This window comes from Streptomyces sp. NPDC058308, from assembly GCF_042880275.1.
GTDB lineage: Bacteria > Actinomycetota > Actinomycetes > Streptomycetales > Streptomycetaceae > Streptomyces.
In genome coordinates this window covers 29,121-45,499 of the sequence record NZ_JBHVZA010000006.1, presented here as the reverse complement: position 1 = coordinate 45,499, position 16,379 = coordinate 29,121, and the positions used below count along the sequence as shown (strand labels likewise).

At 71.5% G+C, this 16,379-nt stretch carries 11 protein-coding genes and 1 pseudogene; 2 read left to right on the top strand and 10 right to left on the bottom strand.

Annotated elements, in window-relative coordinates; all coding sequences use genetic code 11:
- Positions 1-129: 129 nt before the first annotated feature.
- A pseudogene (locus ACFVYL_RS10550) lies at positions 130-939 on the top strand (IS4 family transposase); the annotation flags it as partial.
- A 64-nt stretch (positions 940-1,003) separates the two neighbouring features.
- Entirely contained in the window at positions 1,004-1,486 is a 483-nt protein-coding gene (locus tag ACFVYL_RS10545; protein WP_389714420.1) for a transposase, read from the top strand.
- 224 nt (positions 1,487-1,710) lie between these two features.
- On the opposite strand, the gene obgE is transcribed toward ACFVYL_RS10545, so the two are convergent.
- The 10 genes from obgE to ACFVYL_RS10495 form a co-directional block, all read right to left on the bottom strand.
- Complete coding sequence (gene obgE, locus ACFVYL_RS10540) at positions 1,711-3,159, bottom strand: GTPase ObgE (protein ID WP_389714419.1); 1,449 nt, start codon at positions 3,157-3,159, stop codon at positions 1,711-1,713.
- Positions 3,160-3,327: 168 nt separating this feature from the next.
- Complete coding sequence (gene rpmA, locus ACFVYL_RS10535) at positions 3,328-3,582, bottom strand: 50S ribosomal protein L27 (protein ID WP_030564037.1); 255 nt, start codon at positions 3,580-3,582, stop codon at positions 3,328-3,330.
- A gap of 14 nt (positions 3,583-3,596) precedes the next feature.
- The gene (gene rplU / locus ACFVYL_RS10530) at positions 3,597-3,917 is read right to left on the bottom strand and encodes a 50S ribosomal protein L21 (RefSeq protein ID WP_365355698.1); all 321 of its coding nucleotides are present in this window, start codon (positions 3,915-3,917) and stop codon (positions 3,597-3,599) included.
- A 201-nt stretch (positions 3,918-4,118) separates the two neighbouring features.
- Positions 4,119-5,429, bottom strand: a complete 1,311-nt coding sequence (locus ACFVYL_RS10525) for a phospholipase D-like domain-containing protein (RefSeq protein ID WP_389714417.1) — start codon at positions 5,427-5,429, stop codon at positions 4,119-4,121.
- 261 nt (positions 5,430-5,690) lie between these two features.
- Entirely contained in the window at positions 5,691-9,755 is a 4,065-nt protein-coding gene (locus ACFVYL_RS10520) for an Rne/Rng family ribonuclease (protein ID WP_389714416.1), read from the bottom strand.
- Between the two features lie 233 nt (positions 9,756-9,988).
- Positions 9,989-10,789, bottom strand: coding sequence for a TIGR03936 family radical SAM-associated protein (locus tag ACFVYL_RS10515; RefSeq protein ID WP_389714415.1), 801 nt, complete (start codon positions 10,787-10,789; stop codon positions 9,989-9,991).
- Between the two features lie 47 nt (positions 10,790-10,836).
- Positions 10,837-12,186, bottom strand: coding sequence for a hypothetical protein (locus ACFVYL_RS10510; protein ID WP_389714413.1), 1,350 nt, complete (start codon positions 12,184-12,186; stop codon positions 10,837-10,839).
- A gap of 6 nt (positions 12,187-12,192) precedes the next feature.
- A complete protein-coding gene (locus ACFVYL_RS10505; protein ID WP_389714412.1) occupies positions 12,193-12,753 on the bottom strand; it encodes a GNAT family N-acetyltransferase in 561 nt (186 codons plus the stop codon).
- 41 nt (positions 12,754-12,794) lie between these two features.
- A complete protein-coding gene (locus ACFVYL_RS10500; RefSeq protein ID WP_389714411.1) occupies positions 12,795-14,720 on the bottom strand; it encodes a TIGR03960 family B12-binding radical SAM protein in 1,926 nt (641 codons plus the stop codon).
- A 50-nt stretch (positions 14,721-14,770) separates the two neighbouring features.
- On the bottom strand, positions 14,771-16,375 hold the full coding sequence (locus tag ACFVYL_RS10495; protein ID WP_389714409.1) for a CHAD domain-containing protein: 1,605 nt from the start codon (positions 16,373-16,375) through the stop codon (positions 14,771-14,773).
- Positions 16,376-16,379: the final 4 nt, after the last annotated feature.

Sequence of the window (16,379 nt, the reverse complement as noted above, 5' to 3'; positions counted from 1 at the left end):
TGTGCCTGACAAGGGCGGCACCCAACGGCACCGCCCAAGCGCCCAAGGTGTCCCCGTCCAGAACGCGTCTAGGCCCTGTCGTCAAACTCGCGTCGTTCGCCCGGAGGGCGGCCTCGCGGCGTCTGGTGCGTGCGATCGCAAGGCGGAGGGTCATCCCGGTACTGGGCGTACCGGGATGAGCCCGACAACGCGGCGAGCGTGCGTGCCAGGCGTCGCGAGGCAGACGGGAGTTTGACGACAGGGCCTAGAACCAATGCCGTTGCGTTAGCTTGCGGGCGTACGCTGCTGTGCAGTGTCCCGGGGGTGGTTCGGGTGGCTGCAAGTGTCTCTGAGTTATCTGGTTTAGGCCTGCTGACCTGGGTGTATCCGCCAGGTCTGGTGGATCGGGTGGTGGCTGCGTGCGGTCGTGCGGAGCAACGCAAGCGCCTGCTCCCGGCCCGGCTGGTGGTGTATTTCGTGCTGGGGCTGGCCCTGTTCTCGCCGGCTCCGTATCTGGACGTGATGCGGCATCTGGTCGAGGGGCTGCGAGGCCTGGGACTGCTGGGCGCCTGGCATGTCCCGGCGAAGTCGTCGCTGTTCCGGGCCCGGCAGCGGCTGGGCCCGGAGCCGCTGCAGGTGCTGTTCACCACGACCGCGAAACCGATGGGTACCGAAGCCACCCCGGGCTCCTTCTGGCGCGGACTGCGGCTGCTGGCGGTGGACGGGACCTGCTGGGACGTCGCCGACAGTGCGGCCAATGAGGCTGCCTTCGCACGCCCCGGAAACAGCCGCGGCAGCGACAAGAGCTCGTTTCCTCAGGTGCGGATGGTCTGCCTGGTGGAGGTCGGCACGCACCTCGTACTGGACGCCGAACTTGCCGGCTGCCGGAGCGGGGAAGTGACCTTGGTGGGTCGTCTGCCCCGTTCGTGCGGCCCCGGCCAACTGGTCCTGGCCGACCGCGAGTTCCTCGGCGCTGCGTTGTGGCGGTCCTTCACCGCCACCGGCGCCCAGCTGCTGTGGGCGGGTGCCCGCCAACCGGATCCTGCCCGTCGACCGGCAGCTGCGGGACGGATCCTGGCTCTCCCGCATCCACGCCCACACCGATCCGGCCCATACCAACCCGGTCACCGTGCGGGTGATGGCCTACCAGCTGGACGGCACCGGTCATGCCGCCGAGGGCTACCGGCTGGTGACCAGCCTGCTCGATGCCCGCCGTCATCCCGCCCGTCAGCTGGCCGCGCTCTACCAGGAGCGCTGGGAAGTAGAGACCGTCTTCGCGGAGATCAAGACCCATCAACGCGGAGCCCACGTCGTCCTCAGCAGCAAGACCCCCGACGGCGTCCTGCAGCAGATCTGGGCACACCTGCTGGTCCACCGCGCTCTGCGCGAGCTGATGGTGAGAACGGCCGCGGCCCGGTGCCTGGACCCCGACCGGATCTCCTTCACCGAAACCCTGCGCTCCGCCCGACGCAGTGTGACCGTCACGCCGGGCAGTTTTTCCCCCTGAGCTCCTGGTCAGAACCCTCGTCCTGCTTCAGCAGGACCTGCTGGAACGACTCCTACCGGACAGACGTCTGCGCAGTCAGCCCCGTGTCGTCAAACGCAAGATGTCCAACTACCGGCTCAAACGGGCTGAGCACCACACCTGGCCCCAACCCACCCGAACCGGCACCCGGGCAATCACCATTCAACGACCCCAACCCGCAAACCCGTAACGCAACGGCATTGGGCCTAGAACGGCTCGAAGTCGTCGTACTCGCGCTGCGCGTCGTCCCGCTCCGCCTCGCGGTCCTTGCGCCGCTGCGCGGCCGGTCGCGGCGCTTCCAGACGGTGGTCCTCGCCACGACGGCCCAGCATCTCCGCGCCCGCCATCATGGTCGGCTCCCAGTCGAAGACGACCGCGTTCTCCTCGGGGCCGATGGCGACGCCGTCGCCGTTGCGGGCACCGGCCTTCATCAGCTCGTCCTCGACGCCGAGGCGGTTGAGGCGGTCCGCGAGGTAGCCGACGGCCTCGTCGTTGTTGAAGTCGGTCTGGCGGATCCAGCGCTCCGGCTTCTCACCGCGCACGCGGTACAGCGGCTCGCCGTCGACCTCCTCGCGGGTGACCGTGAAGCCGCTGTCGTCGACGGCCTTGGGCCGGATGACGATGCGGGTCGCCTCCTCCTTCGGCTTCGCGGCACGCGCCTCGGCGACCAGCTCGGCGAGGCCGAAGGAGAGCTCCTTGAGGCCCTTGTGCGCGACGGCGGAGACCTCGAAGACGCGGTAGCCGCGCTCTTCCAGGTCGGGCCGTACCAGGTCGGCGAGGTCCTGCCCGTCCGGGATGTCGATCTTGTTGAGCACGACGATGCGGGGGCGCTTCTCCAGGCCCGCGCCGTACTCCCGCAGCTCGGCCTCGATGACGTCGAGGTCGGAGACGGGGTCGCGGTCGGACTCCAGGGTCGCCGTGTCCAGGACGTGCACGAGCACGCTGCACCGCTCGACGTGGCGCAGGAACTCCAGGCCGAGGCCGCGGCCCTGACTGGCGCCGGGGATGAGGCCGGGCACGTCCGCGACGGTGTAGACCGTCGATCCCGCCGTCACCACGCCGAGGTTGGGGACGAGCGTCGTGAACGGGTAGTCCGCGATCTTCGGCTTCGCCGCGCTCAGCACGGAGATCAGCGAGGACTTGCCGGCGCTCGGGTAGCCCACCAGGGCCACGTCGGCGACGGTCTTCAGCTCCAGGACGACGTCCCGCTCCTCGCCGGGCACGCCGAGCAGCGCGAAGCCGGGGGCCTTGCGCCGGGCGGAGGCCAGCGCCGCGTTGCCGAGGCCGCCGCGGCCGCCCTGGCCCGCGACGAAGGTGGTGCCCTGGCCGACCATGTCGGCGAGGACGTTGCCCTCCTTGTCGAGGACGACCGTGCCGTCGGGGACGGGCAGGACCAGGTCCTGGCCGTCCTTGCCCGAGCGGTTGTCGCCGGCACCGGGCTGGCCGTTGGTGGCCTTGCGGTGCGGGCTGTGGTGGTAGTCGAGGAGCGTCGTGACGTCCTGGTCGACGACCAGGATCACGTCGCCGCCACGGCCGCCGTTGCCGCCGTCCGGGCCGCCGAGCGGCTTGAACTTCTCACGGTGGACGGAGGCACAGCCGTGGCCCCCGTTACCCGCGGCGGCGTGCAGCTCGACGCGGTCCACGAAGGTGGTCATGGTTTGGTGCCTCCTGGGGGTCCCCCCACGCCTTCAGGGCAGAGGGGGCGTACGGAAATGTCTTAGCTGTAACACGCGAAAGGCGGACCCGCTTCCCGATCACCGGGAAGAAGGTCCGCCCTCGCAGAACTCGCTCGACGAGCGCCTTGTCAGTCAGTGAAGACGGACTCAGGCGACCGGAACGATGTTCACGACCTTGCGGCCGCGGTGGGTACCGAACTCCACCGCACCGGCGTCCAGCGCGAACAGGGTGTCGTCCTTGCCGCGGCCGACGCCCGAGCCCGGGTGGAAGTGGGTGCCGCGCTGGCGGACCAGGATCTCACCGGCGTTGACGGTCTGACCGCCGAAGCGCTTCACGCCGAGCCGCTGAGCATTGGAATCGCGCCCGTTCCGAGTGGACGATGCGCCCTTCTTGTGTGCCATCTTGTCTCAGTCCCTTACTTCGCAGCCGTGGGGATACCGGTGATCTTGATCGCCGTGTACTGCTGACGGTGACCCTGACGACGGCGGTAGCCGGTCTTGTTCTTGTAGCGAAGGATGTCGATCTTCGCGCCCTTGTGGTGGTCCACGACCTCGGCCTGGACCTTGATGCCGGCCAGCACCCACGGGTCGCTCGTCACGGCTTCGCCGTCGACAACGAGCAGGGTCGAGAGCTCGACCGTGTCGCCAACCTTGGCAGTGGAAATCTTGTCAACCTCAACGATGTCGTCGACAGCAACCTTGTGCTGGCGACCACCGCTGCGCACGATGGCGTACACGCGGATCTCTCTCTCGCTCGGAACGGTGCCCCCGCAGTCCAGCCGCCCGCAGAAGCGGAACAGCCTCTCTCATGGGCCTGAGCCAGGGCCCGGACCACGAGAGGAAAAAGGTTTACAGGGGGTGGCGGTGTATAGGAACACGCCGACGGTCAAGGTTACGGGGCCCGCCCTGAAGGGTCAAACCGGCCCCGCTCCCCCCACTCACCTGACGGGATTCTCACCGTCCGGCGGCAGCGGCTTGACGCCCTTGCACAGGTCCGTCTTGTCCGCGCTGCCCGGCCAGGCCACGGCCCGCGTCCGGTCGAAGTGCGAACGGTAGGTGTCGTGCACCGAGTCGTCGTCGATCTTGACGATCGCCTCGTCGTTCTCGCGCAGCGCGGGCGCCGTGTAGTTCTGCGAGCCGGTGAAGGAGACCTTGTTCCGCTTGCCGTCGTACACGCCGTCGACCAGCAGGTACTTCGAGTGGATGATGTAGGGCGTCGTGAGGGGCGTGCCGGGGTGCAGCGGGTCCCTGTCGTCGTTGAAGCAGCGCACGGAAGGGCCGCCCGACGTGTGCAGCTGCTCCCAGGTGCCCGGGGTGCCGCCCTGGCTCTTGGCGCTGTCCGTCTCCGCGTACAGGATGCTCACCGAGCAGCCGGACTTCTTCAGCGAGACGAGCTTGTCGGCGATCTGCTGCCGGGTGATCTTGAAGATCGCGGCGCGGACCTTCGTGTGCTGCGTGGTGCCCGCCGCGTCCTTGTACGTGCACTTCACGTTGTTCAGGACCGAGTACATGGTGTCGGTCTCGTTGACCGTGCCGTTGCGCGGGAAGAAGTACGCCTTGTAGCGGCCGCTGCTGACCGTGCGGTAGTCCCAGTCGGCCCAGCGCTTGCCGAGCATGTCGGTGAAGTACTCCGCGTACGCGTCGTACATGGCGGGGTTGTTCGGCAGCAGCAGCGCGTCGTTGTAGAACTTCGTGTGCGCCGACGGCGTCGAGTTCGAGGTGGTCTGCACGACCACGTCCCTGGCGCCCTCGACCTCCGAGAACAGCCAGAACTTGTTGTGCATGATCGACTTGCCGTGCGCCGGGTCGCCCAGGCAGGACTTCTCGGTCGGACAGAGCGAGACGAACGACGACTTGGTCCGGTCCGTGCCCAGCGCCGACTTCAGCGTGTTGTACGAGGTGTTCGTCGGCCAGTCGGTCTTGCTGGTCGAGTCGAGCAGCATCTGCACGTGCACGCCGCGCCGCTTGGCGGCCACGAGCGCGTCGACGACCGTGGCCTCCCACACGTGGTAGACCGCGACCTTGATCGTCGAGCCCGGCACCGCGGCGTTCGTCAGCTCGACCAGCCGGGTGCGCACCGCGTACTGCTGGTCGACGGTGCCCTTCGGATCGTTGAAGATCGGCCCTTCCGTCCAGGTGGGCCCCTGGTCCGCCGAGGCGGTCCCCACGGAGCCGACGGCCTGGATTCCGGCCGCCGAGAGGACCGTGGCCAGCGCGACCGCCTGACGACCGCCCTTGACCGGTTTCACGGCACGGTGACGTCCCGTACCTCGCAGGCGCGCTTGCGCCATCTGTCATCCCTCCCCTGACACGGGCGCGCAGTCTCCCCAACCACGCGCTCACGTCCCTGTTCACTTATCAGACCGCATGAGTTTTACAGGTATCTGCCCGCGCTCCAAGGCAGGGGGCCCCACTTCACGCTTTCGGGCTGTGGAAGCCGATTCGCCGGACACGCCGGTGCCCCCTGCCCCGCGCGCACGCGGAACAGGGGGCACCAGGTCGCGAAGAGGTCAGCTCTCGCCGGCCTCGGCGCTCGCCGAGACACCGGACGGCGTCTGCTCCGCCGCCGCGGCCTTCTTCGCCGTCGACTTCGTCGCCTTCTTGGCCGTCGTCTTCTTGGCGGCCGTCTTCTTGGCCGCGGTCTTCTTGGCGGCCGTCTTCTTCGCGGGCGCCTTCTTGGCCGCCGTCTTGCGCGCCGTCTTCTTGGCCGGAGCGGCTTCCTCGGCGGGCGCCTCGGACTCCGACCCGGTCTTCTCGGCGGGCTCCGCGGCCTTCTCGGCGGACTTCTCAGCGGGCTTCTCCGCCGACGGGACGACCATCACGGCCGTCTCCGCGGACGCGGTCGGCGCGGTGGCCTTGCGGACCGCACGGCGACGCGGACGCGGCGGCGCGGCGTCGGCGACGGGCGCCTCGGCCACGGGCTCGGCGACCGGCTCCGCCTTGGGCGCCTCGGCCACGACCACCTCGGCGGCCTCGGGCTCGGCGCTCTGCGCGGCCTTCGGCGAACCGGCGGGCGACGTCGCCTTGCGGACCGCACGACGGCGCGTACGTCCCTTCGGCGCGGCGTCCTGCACGGGAGCCTCGGCCACCTCGGCGTGCGCCTCCTGGGCCGCCTCGACGGCCGCGGGGGAACCCACCATCGGGTCCTCGACGGCCGGGGCCTCGGTGCGCGCGACCTCGGACTCGACGACCGGCACCTCGGCGGCCTTGGCCTCCGCCTTCGCGGCCCGCTCCGCCTTCTCGGCGGCCTTGGCCCGCTTGGCCGACTTCTTCGCCGACGCCGACTTCGGGGCATCCGCCTGCAGAGCCTCCGCCTGCGGGGCGTCGGCCTGCGGGGCATCGGGAGCGGACTCGGTGCGGGGGGCGCCGGCCGGAGCCGATGCCCGCCGGGTCGCCCGGCGCCGCGAGCGGCCACCGCGGGAAGCGGCGGCCTCCGCCTCGGCCGCACTGCTGTACAGCTCCTCGTCCGCCACGAACTCGGGCTCGGGCAGCGCCACCGGGGACGCCACCTCGACCTCGGCCTCGGTCTCGGTGCTCTCGCTGCTCTCGGCGTACTGCGTGTCGTGCTCGTGCGTGTGCTCGTGACCGTGGTCCTGCTGGTCCGAGCCGCGCCCGCGCTTCTTGCGCTTGCCGCCGCCACCGGCGGAGGTCGGCTGCTCCATGTGCACGATGACGCCGCGGCCGTTGCAGTGCACGCAGGTCTCGGAGAAGGACTCCAGGAGCCCCTGGCCGACGCGCTTGCGGGTCATCTGGACCAGGCCGAGCGAGGTGACCTCGGCGACCTGGTGCTTCGTACGGTCGCGCCCGAGGCATTCGAGCAGGCGCCGCAGGACCAGGTCCCTGTTGGACTCCAGGACCATGTCGATGAAGTCGATGACGACGATGCCGCCGAGGTCCCGCAGCCGCAGCTGGCGCACGATCTCCTCGGCCGCTTCGAGGTTGTTCCTCGTCACGGTCTCTTCGAGGTTGCCGCCCTGGCCGGTGAACTTGCCGGTGTTGACGTCGACGACGATCATCGCCTCGGTCTTGTCGATCACCAGCGAACCACCGCTCGGCAGCCAGACCTTGCGGTCGAGCGCCTTGGCGAGCTGCTCGTCGATGCGGTACGTCGCGAAGACGTCCACCTCGGACGTCCACCGGGAGAGGCGGTCCGCCAGGTCGGGCGCCACGTGCGAGACGTAGCCGTGGATGGTCTCCCATGCGTCGTCGCCGCTGACGATGACCTTGGAGAAGTCCTCGTTGAAGATGTCGCGGACGACGCGGACGGTCATGTCCGGCTCGCCGTACAGCAGGCCCGGCGCGCTCGTGGAGGCCGCCTTCGCCTTCTTCTGGATGTCCTCCCACTGGCCCTGCAGACGCTCGACGTCGCGGCGCAGCTCGTCCTCGCTCGCGCCCTCGGCCGCGGTGCGCACGATGACGCCGGCGTCCTCGGGGACGATCTTCTTGAGGATGGTCTTCAGACGCGCGCGCTCGGTGTCAGGGAGCTTGCGGCTGATGCCGGTCATCGAGCCCTCGGGCACGTACACGAGGTAGCGGCCCGGCAGGGAGACCTGGCTGGTCAGGCGGGCGCCCTTGTGGCCGATCGGGTCCTTCGTGACCTGCACGAGGACCGACTGGCCGGACTTCAGGGCGGACTCGATGCGCCGGGGGCCGTTGGCCATCCCGAGCGCCTCGAAGTTGACCTCACCGGCGTACAGGACCGCGTTGCGGCCCTTGCCGATGTCGATGAAGGCGGCCTCCATGGACGGCAGCACGTTCTGGACCTTGCCCAGGTAGACGTTGCCGACGTACGAGGTGGCCTGTTCCTTGTTGACGTAGTGCTCGACGAGCACGTTGTCCTCAAGGACGCCGATCTGGGTGCGCTCGCCGTTCTGGCGGACGACCATCACGCGCTCGACGGCCTCGCGGCGCGCCAGGAACTCGGCCTCGGTGATGATCGGCACGCGGCGGCGGCCCTGCTCGCGACCCTCGCGGCGGCGCTGCTTCTTGGCCTCCAGACGCGTCGAGCCCTTGATGGACTGGACCTCGTCGGCGCCGGTGCCGGGCTCGCGCTCTTCCTTCTTGCGCGGCTCACGGACCTTGACGACCGTACGCTCCGGGTCGCCGTCGCCCGGCTCGCCCTCGGCGGAGTCACCGGCGCGACGACGGCGACGGCGGCGACGACGGCTGCTGCTGGAGCCCGAACCACCGGACTCCGAGGAGTCGTCGGCGTCGGTGTCCTCGTCGTCCTGCTCGGCGGCGTCCGTCGCGTCCTCGTCGCCCGCGCGCTCCGCCTGCTCGGCGGCATCGTCGGACTCGCCCGACGTGTCGTTCTGCTCGTCCTGCTCCGCGGAGTCACCGCGACGGCGGCGACGGCCACCGCGACGACGGCGACGGCCCTGGCGCTCGCCGGAGTCCTCGGTGTCGTCGTCGGACTCCGCCTGCTCGACGGCGTCGGTGTCCTCGGGGGCGTCGTCGGCGTCGGGCGCGTCGTCCGGCTGCACATCGGCGGCCTTGACGGGCTCGCGCTCCTCGGCGGCCGCTGGCTGCTCGTCGGCGGCCCGACGGCGGCGGCGACGGCGCGGGGCCGGCTCCTCCTGCGCCACGGGGGCGGCGGGGGCCACGGGCTCGGCGGGCTCCGGCTCCGCGGCCTCGGCGGCGGCCGCCGCGGCGGCGCGCTCCGGGGTCTGGAACATCGGCTCGGCGAACACCGGGGCCTGGAAGACGGCGACGGCCGGGCGGGCGGGCTTGCGGCCGCCCTCCTCGCCGGAGTCGTCGTTGTTGCGGGCCTTGCGGGCCTTGTGTCCCGCGGGGGCCGAGAATCCGGCGGCCGCGGTCTTACGGGTGGCGCGGCGGCGACGCGGGGCGGGTGCCTCGGTCTCGGCGGCGGCTTCCCCGGCGGGGGCCTGCTTCTCGGCGACCACCGGCTCCGGGGCCTTATCCGCCGCCTTCTCGGCCACCTTCTCCGCGGGCTTGTCCTCGGCGGCGGCCTTCGGCGCACCGGCGGGCGCGGAGGCGCCACGGGTGGCGCGACGGCGCGCACGGCGCGGCGCGGCCTCCTCGGCTGCGGGCTCGGGCTCGGGCACGGCCTCGGGCTCGGCCGCGGCGGGGGCCTCCTCCGCCACGGCTGCCGGCTCCTTGGCCGTGGCCTTCGGCTCACCGGCGGGCGCGGAGGCGCGACGGGTCGCACGACGGCGCGCACGCGGCGCCGGGGCGGCCTCGGCCTCGGGCTCGGCTTCTTCCTCGGCGGGCGCGGGGGCCTGGGCCTGTGCGGGCTCCGGCACGTCGGCGGCGGCCTGCGGCGCACCGGCCGGAGCGGAGGCCCGGCGGGTCGCACGACGGCGCGCACGCGGCGCCGGAGCGGCCTCGGGCTCGGGCTGCGCCGGAGCCTCGGCGGCCTCGGCCACCTCTTCGGTCTCTTCGGCGTCTTCGATGTCCTGGGCGGCGGGGGTGGCCGGTATGGCCGGAGCCGCGGCTGCGGCGCCCGTCGGCGGGCCCGCGGGACGCGAGGCCGCGCGGCGCCTGCGGCGCGGCGGCAGGGTGTCGCTGGGGGTGTCGTTCTGCGAGCCCTCAGTGGGTTCGTTCGGCTCAAGCATGCGGGCGGTTCTCCCGTCACGCTCCCGGGCGCCGCGCCTGGTCCGGTGATGGCCGCGGCTCGCGCTAGATGCGCGGGGCCGCCATCCGGGGCGTGGGCGCCGCACGGGAGCTCTATGTCTTGTCTCGCCGGTTCCGTACGCCCAAATGCGAACGGCCTGGCGAAAGTCTCGGTCAGTGCGCTGCCCGACCCAGGTGGCTCCCGAGTACGAGGGCTGCGCGGTGACGTACGTCCTTAACGGGGGCCTTCCGTCGCCGGCGCCTTCGCGGCGGCAGTTACGGCGGCCGTGGATGATGCGGCCGTGACTGCCTCGCGGTCGGGCGCGAGCGGGTCGGTCACCGTGCCGGTCTCTTCATCGAAAAGCCCCTGCGCCAGCCTGGTCACCGCTGCGGGGACCGGCGGCGCCAGGTCGGCCACAGCTCGGAGACCGGACAGGACGTCGTCAGGTCGTACGGCAGGTGTCACGTGCCGAACAACCAGCCGCAGTATCGCACAGGGCTTGTCGGTCGGCCTATCAGCGTCGGCGGCGATGGCTTCACCGTCGGTGACCGGCGCCAGGCTCACGACGGCCTCGCGTGCGTCGAAAGTGCGCATGCCGTTCTTCGTACGGCGCTGCACCTCGACCTGCTCGGCGGCCGTGAACAGCGCGGCGGCACGCTCGGCCGCCGCGGGCTCCACACCGTCCAGACGCAGTTCCCAGACGGACGCCGTCAGCCGGTCGGCGAGCCCGGACGTGCGGGACTCGACGGCGTCGACGATGTCGAGCCCGGCGGGCATCGACTCGTCGAGGAGCTCACGGAGCTTGTCCGGGTCGCGCTGCGCGGTGAGCGCGATCTCCAGATACTCGGCTTCACTGCCCGTGCCGGTGGGTGCGGCATTGGCGTACGACACCTTCGGGTGCGGGGTGAACCCCGCCGAGTACGCCATGGGCACCTCGGCGCGGCGCAGCGCACGCTCGAAGGCGCGCTGGAAGTCACGGTGGCTGGTGAACCGGAGGCGGCCGCGCTTGGTGTAACGCAGTCGGATGCGCTGCACCGCGGGTGCGGGCGGCGGGCCTACGGGCTGTCGCTTGCCCAGTTCTCTCAGTCCTTCGTGAGTGCGGTCGTACTGCTACCTAGAGTACGTGCCTCGGGCGCTGCGGGTTCCCGCCGGGCCACCGGTACCGGCGCCGGCTCCTTCGGCGCCCCGAACAGCATCCGCCGGACGTCGGCCCGGGCCTGGCGCACGCTCTCCCGCGCCGACGCGATCGCCTGCCGCGCCGTGCGCCGGACGCTCCTGGCGGCCTCGGCGGCGGGGCGCCACACCGCTTCGCGGACCACGTGCCCGACGGGCGTGAGCACCGAGCGGTAGGCCCACCGCACCGGCTCGACGAAGATCCACCGAAGGAGTCGGCCGAGGAAGCGGCCGACCACGAGGGAGATGTGCCCGGCGACGCGCCAGGCGTGGCCGAGCGCGTCGCCGATCTCCCGCGCCACGACGGCGATCGCCCGGCCAACGGGGGCGAGCACCCACCGCCACACGGCGACGGCGGGCACGACGAAGATCCAGCGCAGCAGCGTCGCGCCGACCGTCCAGATGCCCTGTGCGAGCCACCCGATCGCGGCGCCGATGCCGCGCAGCACCCAGGCGATGCCGTGTCCGATGGGGGTCAGCACGCGCGCGTAGAGCCACATCAGGGGCGTCACGACCAGCAGGCGGCCCAGCCAGGCGAGACCCGTGCCCACCGGCACGACCACATAACGCCACAGCCCCACCCACGGCCAGACGAACACCGCCTTGAACAGCCAGGTCAGTACGGCGGCGATGCCGCGTCCGGCAGCGGCGGCGCCGGTGCCGAGGGCCCGGGCCAGCCAGGCGATGCCGTGTCCGATGGGAGTCAGCACGCGCGCGTACAGCCACATGGCCGGGATCACGATCAGCATCCGGCCCAGCCAGGCGAGACCCGTGCCGATGCCGATCACCATCGCGGTGACGCTCTGCCCGAGCCAGCTGATCCCGGCGCCGATGCCGCGCAGCACCCAGGCGATGCCGTGCCCGATGGGGGTCAGTACGCGCGCGTACAGCCACATCAGGGGCGTCACGACCAGCAGGCGGCCCAGCCAGGCGAGACCCGTGCCCACCGGCACGACCACATAACGCCACAGGCCCACCCACGGCCAGACGAACACCGCCTTGAACAGCCAGGTCAGTACGGCGGCGATGCCGCGTCCGAGCGGGCGCAGCGCGTTCCTGTACACGAACGTGCCGCAGACGGCGAGCGCGTCCCACACCAGGCGCACGGGCACGACGAGGACAAGGACCACGATCCGCACCGGAATGCGGATCGCGACGGCGAGACAGCCCTCCGCCCGCGGTGGCGCGGGCGCCGGGGGCCGCGGGGCCACCTGCTCGGTCGGCCGGTGATCCTGCTGGGGCCGCTTTTCCAGGTCCATGTTGTCCTAGACGCCTGAGGCGCCGGTTCGGATCCGTCCCGTCCCGATCCAGTACCGGAGCTTCCCGCCCCGCTCGTCCTCGAACGTGCCGCCCGCCGCCTCGATGACCTTGCGCGAGCCGGTGTTGTCGGTGTCGCAGGTCACCAGGACGGATTCCAGGCCCAGTTCGGCGGCGTACGGGAGGCAGGCGCGCAGCATGTCGGTGGCGTGGCCGCGGCGGCGGGCGGTGGGGCGGACGTCGTAGCCGATGTGGCCGCCGTACTCGCGCAGGAACCGTGTGGCGACGCTGTGCCGGACGGTGACGCGGCCGAGGTAGTGGGCGCCCTCGACGTACCAGAGGGTCGTGACGGGGACGGCGAGCGGCTCGGCGGGGTAGGCGGCGGCGCGGACCTCGGCGACGTACGACTCGAAGACCGCGGGGTCGCGCCAGCGGGTGCCGTACTGGCGCAGGGTGCTGCCGAGTGTCGTGTCGTCGCCGGGCCCGCCCTGCCCCTCGGCCCGGAGCTCCTCCATCGCGGCGATGTAGGAGCGGTGCACCAGGGCGGTGGGCAGGACGAGTCGGGGCATCTGCGGGCCGCTCGGAGCTACGGCTTCGGTACCGGTCCCCGCTACTTCACGACCGTCAGCGGCAGGAGCTTCTTGCCGGTGGGGCCGACCTGGATATGGGTGTCCATCTGCGGGCACACGCCGCAGTCGAAGCACGGCGTCCAGCGGCAGTCCTCGACCTCGGTCTCGTCGAGGGAGTCCTGCCAGTCCTCCCAGAGCCAGTCCTTGTCGAGACCGGAGTCCAGGTGGTCCCAGGGCAGGACCTCCTCGTACGTGCGCTCACGCGTCGTGTACCAGTCGACGTCGACGCCCACCTCGGGCAGCGTCTTCTCGGCGCACCGCATCCAGCGCTCGTAGCTGAAGTGCTCGCGCCAGCCGTCGAAGCGGCCGCCCTCTTCGTAGACCGCGCGGATGACGGCGCCGATGCGGCGGTCGCCGCGCGAGAGCAGGCCCTCGACGATGCCGGGCTTGCCGTCGTGGTAGCGGAAGCCGATCGAGCGGCCGTACTTCTTGTCGCCGCGGATCTTGTCGCGGAGCTTCTCCAGGCGGGCGTCGGTCTCCTCGGAGGAGAGCTGCGGGGCCCACTGGAAGGGCGTGTGGGGCTTGGGCACGAAGCCGCCGATCGAGACCGTGCAGCGGATGTCGTTCGACCCGGAGACCTCGCGGCCCTTCTGGATGACGTTCATCGCCATGTCGGCGATCTGCAGGACGTCGTCGTCGGTCTCGGTGGGCAGGCCGCACATGAAGTACAGCTTCACCTGGCGCCAGCCGTTGCCGTACGCGGTCGCGACGGTGCGGATGAGGTCTTCCTCGGACACCATCTTGTTGATGACCTTGCGCATGCGCTCGGAGCCGCCCTCGGGGGCGAAGGTCAGGCCCGACCTGCGGCCGTTCCTGGTCAGCTCGTTGGCCAGGTCCACGTTGAAGGCGTCGACGCGGGTCGAGGGGAGGGACAGGCCGATCTTGTCCTCCTCGTACCGGTCGGCAAGGCCCTTGGCGACGTCGGCGATCTCGCTGTGGTCGGCGGAGGAGAGGGAGAGCAGGCCCACCTCTTCGAAGCCGGTCGCCTTGAGACCCTTGTCGACCATGTCGCCGATGCCGGTGATGCTTCGCTCCCGCACGGGGCGCGTGATCATGCCGGCTTGGCAGAAACGGCAGCCGCGGGTGCAGCCGCGGAAGATCTCCACGGACATGCGCTCGTGGACGGTCTCGGCGAGCGGGACGAGGGGCTGCTTGGGGTAGGGCCACTCGTCGAGGTCCATGACGGTGTGCTTGGACACGCGCCACGGCACGCCGCTGCGGTTGGGCACCACGCGGCCGATCCGGCCGTCGGGGAGGTACTCGACGTCGTAGAACGCCGGGATGTAGACCGAACCGGTCCTGGCGAGCCGGAAGAGGACCTCCTCGCGGCCGCCGGGGCGGCCCTCGGCCTTCCAGGCACGGATGATCTCCGTCATGTCGAGCACGGCCTGCTCGCCGTCGCCGATGATCGCGGCGTCGATGAACTCGGCGATCGGCTCGGGGTTGAAGGCCGCGTGGCCGCCCGCGAGCACGATCGGGTCGTCCAGGGTGCGGTCCTTGGCCTCCATGGGGATGCCCGCGAGATCCAGGGCGGCCAGCATGTTGGTGTACCCGAGCTCGGTGGAGAAGCTGAGGCCGAAGACGTCGAAGGCGCCGACCGGGCGGTGCGAGTCGACGGTGAACTGCGGGACCCGGTGCTCGCGCATCAGGGCCTCCAGGTCCGGCCACACGCTGTAGGTGCGCTCGGCGAGGACGCCCGTGCGTTCGTTCAGGACCTCGTAGAGGATCTGGACGCCCTGGTTGGGCAGTCCGACCTCGTACGCGTCCGGGTACATGAGCGCCCAGCGGACGTCACAGCTGTCCCACGGCTTGACGGTGGAGTTCAGCTCACCGCCGACGTACTGGATGGGCTTCTGCACATGCGGGAGCAGAGCTTCGAGCTGTGGGAAGACCGATTCGGCAGACATCGCGGACCTTCATGAGCTGGCAGGGGTGACCATCAAGCGTACCCCGCTGCTCAGCCACCCAGCGCCGCCCGCACTTTCCTGCGGTCAGCCGCGGCCCAGGCCTCCGGCAGTTCCCGCTGCCGGTCCGCGCCCGCCGCCTCCTCCTGGCCGTACAGAAGCCCCCAGGTGAAGGCGGACTCCCCGGCCAGATGCGCCTGGATCGCCAGCGCCCGCAGCGCCTCGCGCGCGACCACGCTGTCCTGGTGGTCGCCGAGGACGCTCTGGACGGCCTTCATCCTTTTGGCGAACCGTTTCGCGGGCTTGCCGAGCGCGGGGACCGCCGACTCGCCCGCGTACCTGGCACGCTTGGCGGCCTTGCGGGCGGCGTGCAGGGCGAGGTCGCGCTCGTGGCCCGGGGGCAGTTCCAGGGCGTGTCCGATACGGGTGGCCAGGCGGGCGTAGTCCTTGAGCGCCGCCTTGGGCAGCGCCTTCTCCGGCGGTGTCACGGCGGCGGGGCGCAGCGGGGGTTCGGCGAGCAGGGCGTCGATCGCGTCCAGGAGCGCGAGGTAGCGCCTGCTCTCCAGGACGGCGACCGTCCTGTGCAGCGCGCCGGTGCGGCGTGCGACGTCCCAGACGCGCAGCCGGCCGCGCACCGGGCCGAGCACGAGGGTCCGCGGCAGCGCGCCGACGCGGGCGGCGAGCCGCTCGTTGAGGACTTCCTGGTCGCGGGCGACGCCCAGCTCGCCCGCGAGCCACTTGAGCTCGTCGCCCACGGGGTCGGTGGCCGTGCGGTCGAGGATCTTCCGGTACGACTTGAAGGCGCTGCGCAGCCGCCGCGTCGCGACCCTCATCTGGTGCACGGAGTCGGGCAGTTCGCGGCGGACGGCAGGGTCGAGCGAGACGATCGCGTCGCGCTGGGCGCGGAGGTAGGCGAGGACGTGGTCCCCGGCACAGCCGGGTCCCTCGCCGACGGCCTCGTGCACCACCGCGGCCACCGCCTCGCTCTTCCCGGCCTTCTTGCCGCCGTTCACGGACGTCTCGGTCCTGGCCCTGCGGCCGGTGTCCTCGCGCGGTTCGGTCCCGTCCAGCGCCCTGGCCAGCTTCGAGGTCGACGCCGAGCGCCGCACGCCCGCCTTCTTCAGCTTCTTCTCGACCTTGTCGAGGAGCGCGGGGTCGCCGCCGTCCGCCAGCTCCACCTCGGCCTCGGTCCAGTCGACGGTGCCGGCGCCGCCCGCGAGCCGCTCGGCCAGTACGCGGTCGACGCTGACCTCGGCGAGCAGGGCGCCGGAGGCGTCGAGGAGGTGGCAGCGGGTCCGTGCGGTCAGCAGCCGTACGACGGGGACCAGTTCGGCCCCGCGCACCCGGGAGCGGACGAGGCCGGCGAGCGCGCGCGGCACCGTGTCGGAGAGCGGCGCCCGGACCTCGTCGCGCACGCCGTCGGCGAGCGACACCGGCAGTTTCAGGTGCCAGCCCTCGTCGGCGCCGCCGGTGCGGCGCCGCAGCGTCACCGATCCCGCGGCCAGGCGCTGGTCGATGGTGTCCCAGTAGACGGCGTCCAGTTCGACGACGCCTCTGTCGACGACGTCCGCGACCCCGGCGACCCCGGACAGGTCGGGCAGCGTCGCGTCCGCCCCGACGTCGTACTTCCGCTCGATCTCGCGCTTCGTCTCCGCCATGAAT

What these genes read in the sequence shown, in the direction of transcription:
- obgE (WP_389714419.1), bottom strand. Translation starts at nt 3,159, where the DNA reads ATGACCACCTTCGTGGACCGCGTCGAGCTGCACGCCGCCGCGGGTAAC.
- rpmA (WP_030564037.1), bottom strand. Translation starts at nt 3,582, where the DNA reads ATGGCACACAAGAAGGGCGCATCGTCCACTCGGAACGGGCGCGATTCC.
- ACFVYL_RS10520 (WP_389714416.1), bottom strand. Translation starts at nt 9,755, where the DNA reads ATGCTTGAGCCGAACGAACCCACTGAGGGCTCGCAGAACGACACCCCC.
- ACFVYL_RS10510 (WP_389714413.1), bottom strand. Translation starts at nt 12,186, where the DNA reads ATGGACCTGGAAAAGCGGCCCCAGCAGGATCACCGGCCGACCGAGCAG.
- ACFVYL_RS10505 (WP_389714412.1), bottom strand. Translation starts at nt 12,753, where the DNA reads ATGCCCCGACTCGTCCTGCCCACCGCCCTGGTGCACCGCTCCTACATC.
- ACFVYL_RS10500 (WP_389714411.1), bottom strand. Translation starts at nt 14,720, where the DNA reads ATGTCTGCCGAATCGGTCTTCCCACAGCTCGAAGCTCTGCTCCCGCAT.
- ACFVYL_RS10495 (WP_389714409.1), bottom strand. Translation starts at nt 16,375, where the DNA reads ATGGCGGAGACGAAGCGCGAGATCGAGCGGAAGTACGACGTCGGGGCG.